We start from the raw sequence: 14,356 nt of genomic DNA on the forward strand, positions 1-14,356 counted from the left end.
ACTTCTATCTCCCGCAATACCTTTAAAGCATCTTCATCTTTGTAACGCTTTCGAGCCATTATCTGATCCTCCTACCTCTAACAAATAATGGCACAGTTTTAAGGGGCTAAGACACGACCCTGAGCGATTTTATTTTAGCTCCAAGGAAGAGCATCGAAAATGGACCACAAAATACCTTAGGGGGCATATTGACAATCAATCGGTCGTGTTCAGAGTATCTATCTAATTCGATTGCAAAATCTAGCACGGTGGATAAGTCGGTTTTACTTGGGAAATCAACTTCTGCGTTAGGCATATTTATTTTCTTTCATTGCTACCTCTGGTTGAATTACTCTACATTTCTTGCAAAGGTTGCAAGAGCATGCAGGCGCATTCGTAATTAAATTATCTTAATTTTTCTCATTCCACATATTGGGTATCATATTTCTTCAACGACAATACAATTGTTCCTACTTTAAGAATATAATGTACCCTCACCACTCAACCTTGATCCACATCAACACATGCCCTGCCCGCATGGTGTATACTGTCCGCATCACTTTTGATCTCATAAGGAGACGACGATGTATGATAATATTCTTATTCCCGTGATTTTTGATGATAATCACGACACTGCCAAATCATTTGAAGTGGCGAAAACATTGGGGAGCAAGGCCGCTAAATATACAATTTTGCATGTGCTGGAAGACATCCCCAATTACGTGAATGTTGAAATCCCTGCATCCACATTGGCAGAGGCGCGAAAGCATGCGCTCGACTCGCTTAATGATATTGCAAAGGCGATCCCGAGTGCCAAGGCAGAATTGATTGATGGCTATTCCGGGCGTTCAATCGTGAACTATGCCAATGACAATCACATCGATTGTATTGTCATGGCATCGCATCAACTGGGCCTGTCGGATATTTTCCTTGGCTCTACTGCGGCCAAGGTCGTGCGTCATGCGAAATGTTCGGTGCATGTGATCCGATAAAAAAAGCCCCCCGCAATTGCGAGGGGCCTTCAATTTCAAAAACTGTCTGTCTTACAGGCCAGTTGATACGTCGATTGTGTTTCCTTCTTCCAAGGTCACATAGGCTTTTTTAACGTCTTTGCGTTTACCCAATGCGCCACGGAAGCGTTTCACTTTACCTTTGGTGATGGTCGTGTTCACGGCCTTCACCTTGACGTTGAACAATGTTTCCACTGCTTCTTTGATCTGTGGTTTGTTCGCTTCTATCGCAACTTCGAAAACAACTGCGTTATGTTCAGACGCCATTGTTGCTTTCTCTGTGATGATCGGTTTGCGGATCACATCGTATAGTTCTGCTTTCGTGCTCATTTTAAGCGAGCCTCCAATGCTTCGGCGCCTGCTTTGGTCAATACCAAAGTGGTCGCTTTGAGAATGTCATAGACGTTCGCACCTTGGCTTGGCAAAACATTCAAACCGTCGATGTTGCGTGATGCCAATGCGAAGTTTTCGTTCACATCTGCACCGTCGATAATCAACGCTTTTTTCCAACCCAAGTTTGCAACTGTCTTTGCCAGATCTTTGGTTTTTGCGTTTTTCAGATCAACTGACTCAACGATGACCAATTCACCAGCAGTTGCTTTTGCAGACAATGCGTGTTTCAGACCCAGCTTGCGGAATTTCTTGGTCAAATCATGCGCGTGGCTGCGCACTTTTGGACCTTTGTAAACACCACCACCACGGAAGATCGGCGCCGAACGTGCACCGTGGCGTGCGCCACCAGTACCTTTTTGGCGATAAATCTTCTTGGTTGAATAGCTCACTTCTGAACGTGTTTTTACTTTGTGTGTACCCGCTTGGCGTTTTGCCAATTGGTAACGCACAACACGGTGCAAAATGTCTGCACGTGGTTCAAGACCGAAGATCGCATCGTCAAGATCGATGGAACCCGCAGCTTTTGAATCCAATTTGATTACGTCGGCTTTCATTATTCTGCGCCTCCTTCAGCGGCTGTTTCAACAGCTGCGTCTTCTACTTGTGCTGCTGCTTGTTGGCTGCGCAAAGCGGCTGGGAAAGGAAGACCTTCTGGGGCTTTCTTTTTCACAGCGTCTTTCACAGTAACCCAACCACCTTTGTGGCCAGGAACAGCGCCTTTGATCATGATCAAGCCACGATCAACGTCGGTACGTACAACTTCCAAGTTTTGGGTTGTTACACGTGCAGCGCCCATGTGACCGGCCATTTTCTTACCTTTGAAAACGCGACCAGGTTCTTGACATTGACCTGTTGAACCGTGTGAACGGTGTGAAATTGAAACACCGTGCGTCGCACGCAAACCGCCAAAGTTCCAACGTTTCATCGCACCGGCAAAACCTTTACCGATTGATGTGCCAGAAACGTCAACTTTTTGACCGTCCAAGAAGTGGTTCGCAGTGATTTCTTCACCAACTTCGATCAGGTTGTCAGCAGAAACGCGGAATTCCGCGATTTTGCGTTTTGGTTCTACTTTTGCTTTGGCAAAGTGGCCGCGCATCGCTGCGGATTGGCGTTTTGCTTTGGCAACACCCGCACCCAACTGAACAGCGGTGTAACCGTCTGTTTCGTTTGTGCGTTGTGACACAACTTGTAGGTTTTCCATTTGCAAAACGGTTACAGGGATCTGTTTACCGTCTTCCATGAACAAACGAGTCATGCCGATTTTTTTTGCAATTACTCCAGAGCGCATATCTCAATACTCCCTTAAAGTTTGATCTCAACATCCACACCAGCAGCAAGATCAAGCTTCATCAGCGCGTCTACTGTTTGTGGAGTTGGGTCAACGATGTCCAACAGGCGTTTGTGCGTGCGGATTTCGAATTGTTCACGAGATTTCTTGTTTACGTGTGGGCCACGCAAAACAGTGAATTTCTCAATTTTGTTTGGCAATGGGATTGGGCCGCGTACTTGGGCGCCAGTCCGTTTGGCTGTGTTAACGATTTCCTCGGTGGACGCATCCAACACGCGGTAATCGAAAGCTTTCAGCCGAATGCGAATATTTTGGCTTTGCATTTCTTGAGCCTTTCAAGGCGTTAGAGTTGATAGGTAGAGAACCGGACCATCCAGAACCCTACGTCGAACCCCAAGGGGCCCACCATAAAATGGCAGGCCCCAAAGGTATTTTTAATTCTTACGCGTGGATTTTAGAAACCACACCAGAACCAACAGTACGGCCACCTTCGCGGATCGCGAAGCGCAGACCTTGTTCCATAGCGATCGGCGCGATCAGTTCTACGTCGAACTTCAAGTTGTCGCCTGGCATCACCATTTCTGTACCTGATGGAAGCTCAACAGTACCTGTCACGTCAGTTGTACGGAAGTAGAACTGTGGACGGTAGTTGGCGAAGAACGGCGTGTGACGGCCACCCTCATCTTTGGTCAGAATGTAAACTTCTGCTTCGAATTTAGTGTGTGGGTTCACTGATTTTGGCGCTGCCAAAACCTGACCACGTTCAACACCATCACGGTCGATACCGCGCAACAAAACACCAACGTTGTCGCCTGCTTCACCACGGTCAAGCAATTTGCGGAACATTTCAACACCAGTACATGTTGTTTTTGATGTGTCTTTGATACCAACGATTTCGATTTCGTCGCCAACATTGATCACGCCACGCTCAACACGACCGGTTACAACTGTACCACGGCCAGAGATTGAGAACACGTCCTCGATTGGCATCAAGAATGGTTGATCAACCGCACGGGCAGGTTGTGGGATGTATGAATCAACAGCCGCCATCAATTCTGCGATTTTGTCTTTGCCGATCGCATCGTCGCGGTCTTCCAAAGCAGCCAAAGCAGAACCTGCGATGATTGGAATATCATCACCTGGGTAATCGTAGTCGTTCAACAACTCACGAATTTCCATTTCAACCAATTCCAACAACTCGTCGTCGTCAACTTGGTCAACTTTGTTCATGAAAACAACCATTGAAGGGATGCCAACCTGGCGGCCCAACAAGATGTGCTCGCGTGTCTGTGGCATAGGGCCGTCAGCCGCGTTCACAACCAAGATCGCGCCGTCCATTTGCGCCGCACCAGTGATCATGTTTTTCACATAGTCAGCGTGGCCTGGGCAATCAACGTGTGCGTAGTGGCGTGCTTCTGTTTCATATTCAACGTGTGCTGTTGAAATTGTGATACCACGCGCTTTTTCTTCTGGCGCGCCGTCAATTTCGTCATACGCTTTGAAGTCACCAAATTGCTTGGTGATCGCTGCGGTCAATGTTGTCTTACCGTGGTCAACGTGGCCAATTGTGCCGATGTTGCAATGCGGTTTCGAACGTTCAAACTTTTCTTTTGCCATGATGGCCTCCTTAATTTAGCGATCTGGTCGAAAACCAGTGCTTATTCTCCAAAAATTGCGATTTTGAGCCGCTTCGCAAAATCATCAGAAATGATAGCGAGTTCTTGTTGCGGCGGTTTGATTGCCGCTGCTCCAAAAACAGTCGGTCGTGCTTCTGTTACACCAAGGACTCTAAACTGGTCACCTAGTGGTTCCCCTGAAACGGCATCAACGATTGTTACAGCCCCAGCAACACTACTTGCGGTGCTACCCAACAGAGCCCCAGCGCCGGGGTTTGCAATATACAACGAATCGATATCGACATTTACGACAACAGGGACATCACCGTTTCGACTTGCTCCAACAAGCGCAGATTGAGATTTCGTTTTCAAAGTAGAAATAATTTGCTCGATCGGCACCGCAGTATTTTTGCGAGTGAGTGAGGATGATACATTTACACTCGCAACACGATAAGTCGATGCAGCGCTGCTTTCGACTAGCTGAGTGGTGGTATTACACCCAGCTAGAAGCAACGCAGCACCAAGGCCACACAGTATTTTTCTACGCGACAACATTATGCAAACTTCGCCTGGATTTCTTCTGAAATATTGCTTGGAACAGCCTCGTAGTGGCTGAACTGCATGGTGAAGTTCGCACGCCCAGATGACATAGAGCGCAACGTGTTGATGTAACCGAACATGTTTGCCAATGGCACACGTGCGTCGATTGCAATTGCGTTACCGCGTGTATCTTGGCCTTGAACCATACCGCGACGCGAAGTCAGATCGCCGATGATACCGCCTGTGTATTCTTCAGGAGTAACAACTTCGACTTTCATGATTGGCTCGAGCATTTTCGCACCAGCTTTTTTCATGCCTTCGCGCATACCCATACGACCTGCGATTTCAAATGCCATAACACTTGAGTCAACGTCGTGGAACTTACCGTCGATCAATTCAACTTTGAAGTCGATCACAGGGAAGCCAGCCAATGGACCGCTATCCATCACAGATTCGATACCTTTTTCAACGCCAGGGATGTATTCTTTTGGAATAGCACCACCAACGATTTTAGATTCAAAGCTGTAACCTTCGCCAGGCTCGGTTGGCTTGATGATCATTTTCACTTCGGCGTACTGACCTGAACCACCAGATTGTTTCTTGTGGGTATAGGTAATTTCGGCTTCGTGTGAAATTGTTTCACGATATGCAACCTGTGGCGCACCGATGTTTGCTTCTACTTTGAATTCACGCTTTAGGCGATCAACCAAAATATCCAAGTGCAATTCGCCCATGCCTTTCATGATGGTCTGACCAGATTCAAGGTCAGTTTCCACGCGGAAAGATGGATCCTCGGCAGCCAAACGGCCAAGACCTTGAGACATTTTCTCTTGGTCAGCTTTTGTTTTTGGCTCAACAGCAATCTCGATCACAGGATCGGGGAATGTCATTGTTTCCAAAACAACAGGATCGTTTTGCGCACAGATTGTATCACCTGTTGTTGTGTCTTTCAGACCCGCCAACGCGATGATGTCGCCTGCAAATGCTTCTTCGATTTCCTCACGGTTGTTCGAGTGCATCATCATCATACGACCAACACGCTCTTTTTTACCCTTAGTAGAGTTCAAAAGGCTGTCGCCTTTTTTCAAAACACCAGAGTAGATACGTGTAAATGTCAACGAACCAACAAACGGGTCGTTCATGATTTTAAACGCAAGACCAGAGAATGCCATGTTGTCATCTGCACGGCGTGCAATGTTACGCACCTCGTCTTCGTCGCCTGGCTTGAAGCCCATGTAGTCAACAACGTCCAATGGTGATGGCAAGTAATCGATCACCGCGTTCAACAATGGCTGAACACCTTTGTTTTTGAACGCAGAACCGCCCAAAACAGGAACGAATGACAATGACAAACAACCCTTACGGATCAATTTGCGCAATGTTGCTACGTCTGGTTCGTTACCTTCTAGGTACGCTTCCATCGCATCGTCGTCCATTTCAACGGCGTTTTCGATCAACTTGTTGCGCCATTCGTCAGCTTGGTCTTTCAAGCTGTCGCGAATGGGTGCTTTGATCCAAGATGCGCCAAGGTCTTCACCCTGCCACAGCCACTCTTCCATGGTCACAAGATCAACCAAGCCTTCCAATTCGGTTTCAGCACCGATTGGGAAAGCAACAGGAACAGCAACCGCACCTGTGCGGTCTTCGATCATGTTTACACAGTTGAAAAAGTCAGCGCCGATTTTGTCCATTTTGTTCACGAAAACCATCCGTGGAACTTTGTAACGGTCAGCTTGGCGCCATACCGTTTCTGTTTGTGGCTCAACACCAGCGTTGGCATCCAACACACAAACAGCACCATCGAGAACAGCCAATGAACGTTCAACTTCGATTGTGAAGTCAACGTGACCAGGTGTGTCGATGATGTTCAAACGGTGCTTTGGCGTATCCGCTGTAGAGCCGTCTTCTGTGCGTTCCCAGAAAGTAGTTGTCGCAGCAGACGTAATAGTAATACCACGTTCCTGCTCTTGCTCCATCCAGTCCATAGTGGCCGCACCGTCGTGCACCTCACCGATATTATGTGATTTACCTGTGTAGTACAGGATGCGCTCTGAACACGTAGTTTTACCAGCATCAATGTGAGCCATGATACCAAAGTTACGGTACAGTTCGAGAGGATATTCGCGTGCCATTTGACCGAGCCTTTTCCTAGATTACCAGCGATAATGGCTGAATGCTTTGTTCGCATCGGCCATTTTGTGAGTGTCTTCACGTTTTTTAACAGCAGAACCGCGGTTGTTGATGGCATCCATCAATTCACCAGCAAGACGTTCTTCCATTGTGTTTTCGTTGCGTGTGCGAGACGCTTTGATCAACCAACGAATGGCCAATGCTTCGCGGCGTTCTGTGCGCACTTCAACTGGCACCTGATATGTTGCACCACCAACACGACGAGAACGAACCTCGACCGCTGGTTTGATGTTTTCAAGCGCTTCTTGGAACACTTCGATTGGGGCGCGTTTCAGTTTTTCTTCTACGCGATCCAAGGCACCGTAAACGATACGCTCGGCGACGGATTTTTTACCGTCCAACATCAAGTTGTTCATGAATTTTGTCAAAACCGTATCACCAAATTTGGCGTCAGGCAGGACTTGGCGTTTTTCAGCACTGTGGCGTCGTGACATAATATACTACCCTTATTTCGGTTTCTTCGCGCCGTATTTCGAACGACGTTGTTTACGATCTTTCACACCTTGGGTATCCAACACACCGCGAAGGATGTGATAACGGACACCCGGAAGGTCTTTTACACGACCCCCACGGATCAGAACAACAGAGTGTTCTTGTAGGTTGTGGCTCTCACCTGGGATATACGAAATCACTTCGAAACCGTTTGTTAAGCGAACTTTCGCAACTTTACGCATCGCAGAGTTCGGTTTCTTTGGTGTTGTTGTATAAACACGTGTACATACGCCGCGTTTTTGCGGGCATGACTCAAGGTGCTGTGACTTTGAGCGTTTGACTTTTGGCTGGCGCGGCTTGCGGATCAGCTGTTGTATCGTTGGCATTGGGATTCCCCGTTGTTACCGTTTCAAACTCAGATAGGCACATAGACTCTGTCCATGCACCCGAACCGCTCCGCCCTATGGTTAACAAGGCGTTACGATTAAAAACCAGAGGATCAAGATTAAAAATCTGGATCATGACCGCCAAATTTTGGCTTGTATGTCAGGCAAAAACCGAAATTCCCACCTACAGATAGGCGGCGTATAAGGGGAGTCGCATCAGGTGTCAACAGGCGCGACGCCATCGCGCCGTTGCTAATCGGCTGTGCGTTGCGTCATCAATCTTTGTTCATGTGGCATGATCAATCTTTGTTCATGCGGCATGATCAATCCTTGTTCATGCGTTGTTGGCGCAGGGCACGAATATCGGTAATCCGTTCTTCTTGTTTTTGCGCCGCTGCAATTGGATCGGGGCGCGTTTGTGCCGCCACATTCCCATCGATCAGCATTTTTTCGCGAAACGCGGCACCACATGTGCCCGCCCAAAATGAAATGCGCATGTAATAATAGACGATAAAGCAAATGATATAAACCACGGGCGACTGTGTCGTTGGCGTGAATTGATCCGCGCTATAATCAAAATAGGATGCGAAAAACCCACGCAAAGCTTCCACGCTAAGACCATCACTAAAAAACGTGACCCCAACGCCCAGAAGGATCAACAACATCACCTCCCAGACCACAAACAACACAAATATCATAGGCCAGCGATAGCCAAGTCCAAAGGTGCTGGGCATATGTGCACCCTCTTCACCCGAAGCATAGGCAGATGCCGCCGTGGGCACGGCCAAAATCGATTCCACCAGAAACATACCCAGATAAAACGCAACAATTGCGATGATAAAGAAACGCTCATCGTCCTGTGTGAACTTGGTCTCATCGTTCATCCGTTCGAAAACGCTCACGATATACTCCAATCCGAAAAACCCGACCAAGCCCAATGCGACAAGAACGAGCAACAATAAATAGCCCGCCAAACGCAAAAGCGTCATTGGCATGATTTGTTGCATGATCAAACCAAAGCTGAATTCAGATGGGTATTGCACCATTGTTAATATCGGGCGCAATGCGCCAATCATGATGGCACACATGTAAACCGCAAACGGCACGATCAGAAGCAATGCAAGCGGGGGAACCACCATGGCCAACACGATAATAACCGCCGAAATAATCGCCGTGCCAATGCCCCAGACAATTTCATAGAAAAAGCGAATGATCGCAACGAACGGGAACCCCGTTAACCCCAATAAAAAACTTCGGTAAATTAACGCCAAATTTTGCCTCTTATACTCTTTAAATGTGGCAAGAGGTTAAACCTGCAAATTTGTTTTGACCAGCCCAGCGAAACTTGTTTTTACACGCATCGCTTGTTAGGTAATTTTTATGAATAATCTTATCTACGCCATTGGCGACATTCACGGCGATCTAACGCAATTGATCGGTATTTTAAATCGCATCGAAATGGATGCCAGCGGCGCGGATCATACTGTTGTTTTTATCGGTGATCTGATTGATCGACGTGAAGACAGCAAAGGCGTGATCGATCATATTATGAACGGGCAAAACGCGGGCAAACCTTGGGTCGTGCTCAAGGGAAACCATGATCGGTATTTGCAATGGTTTTTGGAGGACCCACATCGCATTGATACGCGGTTGCGGTCCGATTATTACTGGATGCATCCGCGCATGGGTGGTTCGGAAACGCTGGAATCCTATGGCATTGAATTGCCCGAAAATCCCAACGATCATTTGGATGCGGTTTTTGAGCTGGCCAAAAAACATGTACCAGACAGCCATTACAAATTTTTGAAATCACAGCGTCTGTATTATGAAACTGACGATTATTTTTTCGTCCATGCAGGCGTGAACAACAAACGCCCATTACATGATCAAGTTGAGGATGATTTATTGTGGATTCGTCCGGGATTTCTGGATCAAACCGAACCGTTTGAAAAGCTGATCATTCATGGACACACCGTGATTGACGAGGTGACGCATTATGGCAATCGGGTGAATATCGACACAGGTGCGGCATGGGGCAAAACCCTTTCGGCCATTGTGATTGATCAAGGGGTGATTTCCAATTTAACTGCATCAGGGCGCGTTGAATTGATACCACGCCCAGATTTGATTGAAACAGCGGCCTAGACCCATCACAAAAAACCAGCCATAAAAAAAGCCCCGCCAAATTGACGGGGCTTTCTTAATTTATATTGCGAAGCTTATTCTGGTTGCTCTGTGCCGTCGCCACCTGAACCCAATGCAACGCCCAGATCTTCGCCCATAACGTCGCCGCTATCTTCGAAAACGGAATTCACATCAGCACCATCATCAGATGGGGCCATCAATGCCGCGGCTTGTTCAGCCTCTTTGCGTTTCACGTCCAGAACAGCCGCATCGCGATCCGCTGCTACGCGTTTGATTGCGTGCGTTGCACCACCTGTACCCGCTGGGATCAGACGACCAACAATCACGTTCTCTTTCAGACCGATCAGTTTGTCTTTCTTACCCTTTGTCGCCGCTTCTGTCAGAACCCGTGTGGTTTCTTGGAAGGACGCAGCAGAGATGAACGAACGTGTTTGCAGTGACGCTTTGGTAATACCAAGCAGGATCGGGCCACCTTTGGCTGGTTCCAGACCTTTGGCAATTGCCTTGTCGTTCACTTCGTCAAACTCAGCTTTGTCAACTTGTTCACCTTTGAGCAACGTTGTGCCACCGCTTTCAGTGATTTCCCACTTTTGCAGCATTTGGCGCACGATAACTTCGATGTGCTTGTCGTTGATTTTCACACCTTGCAGACGATACACGTCTTGGACTTCGTCAATCATGTAATCAGCCAGTGCTTCGACACCCATAATGTTCAGGATGTCATGGGGAGCTGGGTTGCCGTCCATGATATATTCGCCCTTATGAATAAGGTCGCCTTCTTGTACAGGGATGTGCTTGCCTTTTGGCACCATGTACTGGCGTACCTCTTCACCCTCTTCGGTTGGGTGAATTTCAATACGGCGTTTGTTTTTGAAGTCTTTCCCGAATGTTACGTGACCATCAATTTCGGCGATGATCGCGTGATCTTTCGGACGACGTGCTTCGAACAGTTCAGCAACACGTGGCAAACCACCCGTAATGTCTTTGGTTTTTGTACCTTCGCGTGGAATACGCGCCAATACATCACCCGCCAACACTTCTTGGCCATCTTCGATAGACAAAATCGCGTCAACAGACATTGCGTGTTTTTCAGGGTTACCGTTATCCAACAGAACGCTTTCACCTGTTTTCGGATCATTGATCAGAATTTCAGGTTTCAGATCGGAACCTTTTGGCGCGGAACGCCAATCGGATACGATTTTCTGGCTGATGCCTGTTGCGTCATCGGTTACGTCACGGATCGAAATACCAGAGATCAGGTCAACGAAACGTGCCACACCTGGTTTTTCCGCGATGATGGGCAATGTATATGGATCCCATTCAAACAGTTTGTCACCACGGGCCACTTTGGCGCCGTCTTTGACCAACAATTTGGTACCATATGGCATTTTATGTGATGCAACATCTTGGCCGTTTGCATCAACAACCACCAATTCCGTGTTCCGACCCATCACGATTTGTTCTTTGTCGCGATTCATCAGAATGTTTGGATTGCGGATTTCGACTTTACCTTCTTGGCTGCTGTCTTGGAACGATTGTTGGCCACCTTGTGCAACACCACCAATGTGGAATGTACGCATGGTCAACTGTGTACCTGGCTCACCAATTGATTGGGCGGCAATAATACCAACCGCTTCGCCTGGGTTCACCTGTGTACCACGTGCCAAATCACGACCGTAACATTGTGCACAAATGCCGTCTTCGGCCTCACATGTTAGCGGGCTGCGCATTTGCAATGAAACAACGCCAGCTTCTTCGATCGCGTCTGCTGCACGTTCGTCCAGCATTTCGCCACGTTTTGCCAAAACATCACCTGTTGCAGGGTGCAAGATATCTTCGGCCATCACACGACCAAGGATACGTTCAGACAGGCTTGCAACAACTTCGCCATCATTCACCGCCGCTTGGGCTGTGATTGAACGCTCTGTTCCACAATCATGCTGACGCACGATACAGTCTTGTGCAACGTCAACCAGACGACGTGTCAGGTAACCAGAGTTCGCCGTTTTCAACGCCGTATCTGACAGACCCTTACGTGCACCGTGGGTAGAGTTAAAGTACTCTAGAACCGATAGACCCTCTTTAAAGTTAGAGATAATCGGCGTTTCGATGATGTCACCATTTGGTTTCGCCATCAAACCGCGCATACCGCCCAGCTGTTTCATCTGTGTCACAGAACCACGCGCACCAGAATGCGCCATCATGTAAACCGAGTTCGGTTCCATTTCTGCGCCATTCTCATCGCGTTTGGATGCTGAAATGCTATCCATCATCGCATCGGTGACTTTTTCGTTGGCTTTTGACCAAGCATCGACAACTTTGTTGTATTTTTCGCCCTGTGTAATCAGACCGTCCATATACTGTTGTTCGAAACCTTTTACGAAATCACGTGTTTCGTTCACCAGTTCCCATTTGGTATCTGGGATAACCATGTCATCCTTACCAAATGAAATGCCTGCTTTGAACGCTTCGCGGAAACCAAGGGTCATGATCTGATCACAGAAGATCACAGATTCTTTTTGACCACAGTAACGGTAAACCGTGTCGATCACTTCGCCGACTTCTTTTTTACGCAGCAAACGGTTGACCAAGTCAAACGGCGCTTTGTTATTCAGCGGCAACAACGTACCCAATTTCACACGACCCGGTGTTGTTTCAACACGTTTCATGTAAAGATTGCCTTCGTCATCCACCTGTTCAACACGACAAGTGATATTCGAATGCAGGTGCACCAAACCGTTATCAAGAGCATGTTCCATCTCTTGTGGGTTGGAGAATACCATGCCTTCGCCCTTCATGCCTTCGCGGGCAAGCGATAGGTAATAAATACCCAAAATCATATCCTGTGACGGAACGATGATCGGCTTACCATTGGCAGGGGACAGAACGTTGTTTGTGGACATCATCAATACACGCGCTTCCAATTGTGCCTCTAGGCTCAATGGAACGTGTACCGCCATTTGGTCACCGTCAAAGTCGGCGTTAAACGCAGAACAGACAAGCGGGTGCAATTGGATGGCTTTGCCTTCGATCAACACAGGTTCGAACGCTTGGATACCCAAACGGTGCAATGTTGGCGCACGGTTCAGCATCACTGGGTGTTCACGGATCACTTCGTCCAAGATATCCCACACTTCTGGGCGTTCTTTTTCAACGATCTTTTTCGCCTGTTTCACGGTCGAGGACATGCCTTTCGCCTCGAGACGGGAATAGATGAACGGCTTAAACAGCTCGAGCGCCATTTTCTTGGGCAAACCACATTGATGCAATTTCAATTCTGGGCCTGTCACAATCACAGAACGACCAGAGAAATCGACGCGTTTACCCAAAAGGTTTTGACGGAAACGACCCTGTTTACCTTTTAGCATGTCAGACAATGATTTCAGTGCGCGTTTGTTCGCACCTGTAATCACACGACCACGACGACCGTTGTCAAACAACGCATCCACAGATTCCTGCAACATACGTTTTTCGTTACGCACGATAATATCAGGTGCGCGCAATTCGATCAGACGTTTCAAACGGTTGTTACGGTTGATCACACGACGATACAGATCGTTCAAATCGGATGTCGCAAAACGACCGCCATCCAATGGCACCAAGGGGCGCAATTCTGGTGGGATCACGGGCAATACGGTCATGATCATCCATTCTGGACGGTTGCCAGATTCGATGAATGCTTCGACAACCTTCAGACGTTTGATGATCTTTTTCGGTTTCAATTCGCCAGTTGCTTCGGCCAATTCTTCGCGAAGCTGTTCTGCTTCTGCTTCCAAATCGATGTTAGACAACATTTCACGGATCGCTTCGGCCCCGATACCAGCGTTGAATGCATCTTCGCCGTATTGATCTTGGGCTTCCATGTATTCGTCTTCGTTCAGCATTTGACCATAGTTAAGGTCGGTCAAACCCGGTTCGATGACAACGTATTGTTCGAAATACAACACACGTTCCAGTTCACGCAATGTCATATCCAGCATCAAACCGATGCGGGACGGCAATGATTTCAGGAACCAGATATGTGCAACAGGTGCCGCCAAATCAATGTGGCCCATACGTTCACGACGTACTTTTTGAAGCGTAACTTCAACACCACATTTTTCGCAGACAACGCCGCGGTATTTCATGCGTTTATATTTGCCGCACAGACATTCGTAATCTTTGATCGGGCCAAAGATACGCGCACAGAACAGGCCATCGCGTTCTGGTTTGAATGTACGATAGTTAATGGTTTCAGGCTTTTTGATTTCGCCGAAAGACCATGACAGAATCCGTTCAGGAGACGCCAAAGAAATTTGAATTTCATCAAAAGTCTTGGGCGGCTGGACGGGGTTGAACGGGTTGTTCGTGATTTCTTGGTTCATTTTTAGATCC

Annotated in this window: 13 protein-coding genes; 2 read left to right on the forward strand and 11 right to left on the reverse strand. The window is 47.7% G+C overall.

Going from position 1 to position 14,356, the window contains the following annotated elements; all coding sequences use genetic code 11:
• Positions 1-563 precede the first annotated feature (563 nt).
• A complete protein-coding gene (locus tag BFP76_RS05120) occupies positions 564-971 on the forward strand; it encodes a universal stress protein (RefSeq protein ID WP_099592114.1) in 408 nt (135 codons plus the stop codon).
• Positions 972-1,022: 51 nt separating this feature from the next.
• Here the strand turns inward: BFP76_RS05120 and BFP76_RS05125 are convergent, their stop codons facing one another.
• The 10 genes from BFP76_RS05125 to BFP76_RS05170 form a co-directional block, all read right to left on the reverse strand.
• Positions 1,023-1,319: a 50S ribosomal protein L23 gene (locus tag BFP76_RS05125; RefSeq protein WP_099592115.1), complete on the reverse strand. Its 297-nt coding sequence runs from the start codon at positions 1,317-1,319 to the stop codon at positions 1,023-1,025.
• The gene (rplD, locus tag BFP76_RS05130) at positions 1,316-1,936 is read right to left on the reverse strand and encodes a 50S ribosomal protein L4 (protein ID WP_099592116.1); all 621 of its coding nucleotides are present in this window, start codon (positions 1,934-1,936) and stop codon (positions 1,316-1,318) included. Before rplD ends, BFP76_RS05125 begins: the two co-directional genes overlap by 4 nt.
• Positions 1,936-2,673 (reverse strand): 50S ribosomal protein L3, encoded by a 738-nt coding sequence (gene rplC, locus BFP76_RS05135; RefSeq protein ID WP_099592117.1) that lies wholly within the window; start codon positions 2,671-2,673, stop codon positions 1,936-1,938. Before rplC ends, rplD begins: the two co-directional genes overlap by 1 nt.
• Before the next feature lie 14 nt (positions 2,674-2,687).
• A complete protein-coding gene (gene rpsJ / locus BFP76_RS05140; RefSeq protein WP_099592118.1) occupies positions 2,688-2,996 on the reverse strand; it encodes a 30S ribosomal protein S10 in 309 nt (102 codons plus the stop codon).
• 118 nt (positions 2,997-3,114) lie between these two features.
• Positions 3,115-4,290 (reverse strand): elongation factor Tu, encoded by a 1,176-nt coding sequence (gene tuf / locus BFP76_RS05145; protein WP_099592119.1) that lies wholly within the window; start codon positions 4,288-4,290, stop codon positions 3,115-3,117.
• Between the two features lie 41 nt (positions 4,291-4,331).
• Positions 4,332-4,688, reverse strand: coding sequence for a hypothetical protein (locus tag BFP76_RS05150; protein WP_240513984.1), 357 nt, complete (start codon positions 4,686-4,688; stop codon positions 4,332-4,334).
• Positions 4,689-4,843: 155 nt separating this feature from the next.
• Entirely contained in the window at positions 4,844-6,961 is a 2,118-nt protein-coding gene (fusA, locus tag BFP76_RS05155) for an elongation factor G (protein ID WP_099592121.1), read from the reverse strand.
• A 21-nt stretch (positions 6,962-6,982) separates the two neighbouring features.
• Positions 6,983-7,453: a 30S ribosomal protein S7 gene (rpsG, locus tag BFP76_RS05160; protein ID WP_099592122.1), complete on the reverse strand. Its 471-nt coding sequence runs from the start codon at positions 7,451-7,453 to the stop codon at positions 6,983-6,985.
• A 12-nt stretch (positions 7,454-7,465) separates the two neighbouring features.
• On the reverse strand, positions 7,466-7,837 hold the full coding sequence (rpsL, locus tag BFP76_RS05165) for a 30S ribosomal protein S12 (RefSeq protein WP_099592123.1): 372 nt from the start codon (positions 7,835-7,837) through the stop codon (positions 7,466-7,468).
• A 323-nt stretch (positions 7,838-8,160) separates the two neighbouring features.
• Positions 8,161-9,108, reverse strand: coding sequence for a hypothetical protein (locus BFP76_RS05170; RefSeq protein ID WP_133117391.1), 948 nt, complete (start codon positions 9,106-9,108; stop codon positions 8,161-8,163).
• 109 nt (positions 9,109-9,217) lie between these two features.
• Between BFP76_RS05170 and BFP76_RS05175 the strand changes: the two genes are divergently transcribed.
• Complete coding sequence (locus tag BFP76_RS05175; RefSeq protein WP_099592125.1) at positions 9,218-9,982, forward strand: metallophosphoesterase; 765 nt, start codon at positions 9,218-9,220, stop codon at positions 9,980-9,982.
• 74 nt (positions 9,983-10,056) lie between these two features.
• Here the strand turns inward: BFP76_RS05175 and rpoC are convergent, their stop codons facing one another.
• Positions 10,057-14,346 (reverse strand): DNA-directed RNA polymerase subunit beta', encoded by a 4,290-nt coding sequence (rpoC, locus tag BFP76_RS05180; RefSeq protein ID WP_099592126.1) that lies wholly within the window; start codon positions 14,344-14,346, stop codon positions 10,057-10,059.
• Positions 14,347-14,356 lie beyond the last annotated feature (10 nt).

Origin of the sequence: Paramylibacter kogurei (assembly GCF_002742285.1) — a bacterium.
Taxonomy (GTDB): Bacteria; Pseudomonadota; Alphaproteobacteria; order Rhodobacterales; family Rhodobacteraceae; genus Amylibacter; species Amylibacter kogurei.

What these genes read in the sequence shown, in the direction of transcription:
- BFP76_RS05120 (WP_099592114.1), top strand. Translation starts at nt 564, where the DNA reads ATGTATGATAATATTCTTATTCCCGTGATTTTTGATGATAATCACGAC.
- BFP76_RS05125 (WP_099592115.1), bottom strand. Translation starts at nt 1,319, where the DNA reads ATGAGCACGAAAGCAGAACTATACGATGTGATCCGCAAACCGATCATC.
- rplD (WP_099592116.1), bottom strand. Translation starts at nt 1,936, where the DNA reads ATGAAAGCCGACGTAATCAAATTGGATTCAAAAGCTGCGGGTTCCATC.
- rplC (WP_099592117.1), bottom strand. Translation starts at nt 2,673, where the DNA reads ATGCGCTCTGGAGTAATTGCAAAAAAAATCGGCATGACTCGTTTGTTC.
- rpsJ (WP_099592118.1), bottom strand. Translation starts at nt 2,996, where the DNA reads ATGCAAAGCCAAAATATTCGCATTCGGCTGAAAGCTTTCGATTACCGC.
- tuf (WP_099592119.1), bottom strand. Translation starts at nt 4,290, where the DNA reads ATGGCAAAAGAAAAGTTTGAACGTTCGAAACCGCATTGCAACATCGGC.
- fusA (WP_099592121.1), bottom strand. Translation starts at nt 6,961, where the DNA reads ATGGCACGCGAATATCCTCTCGAACTGTACCGTAACTTTGGTATCATG.
- rpsG (WP_099592122.1), bottom strand. Translation starts at nt 7,453, where the DNA reads ATGTCACGACGCCACAGTGCTGAAAAACGCCAAGTCCTGCCTGACGCC.
- rpsL (WP_099592123.1), bottom strand. Translation starts at nt 7,837, where the DNA reads ATGCCAACGATACAACAGCTGATCCGCAAGCCGCGCCAGCCAAAAGTC.
- BFP76_RS05175 (WP_099592125.1), top strand. Translation starts at nt 9,218, where the DNA reads ATGAATAATCTTATCTACGCCATTGGCGACATTCACGGCGATCTAACG.
- rpoC (WP_099592126.1), bottom strand. Translation starts at nt 14,346, where the DNA reads ATGAACCAAGAAATCACGAACAACCCGTTCAACCCCGTCCAGCCGCCC.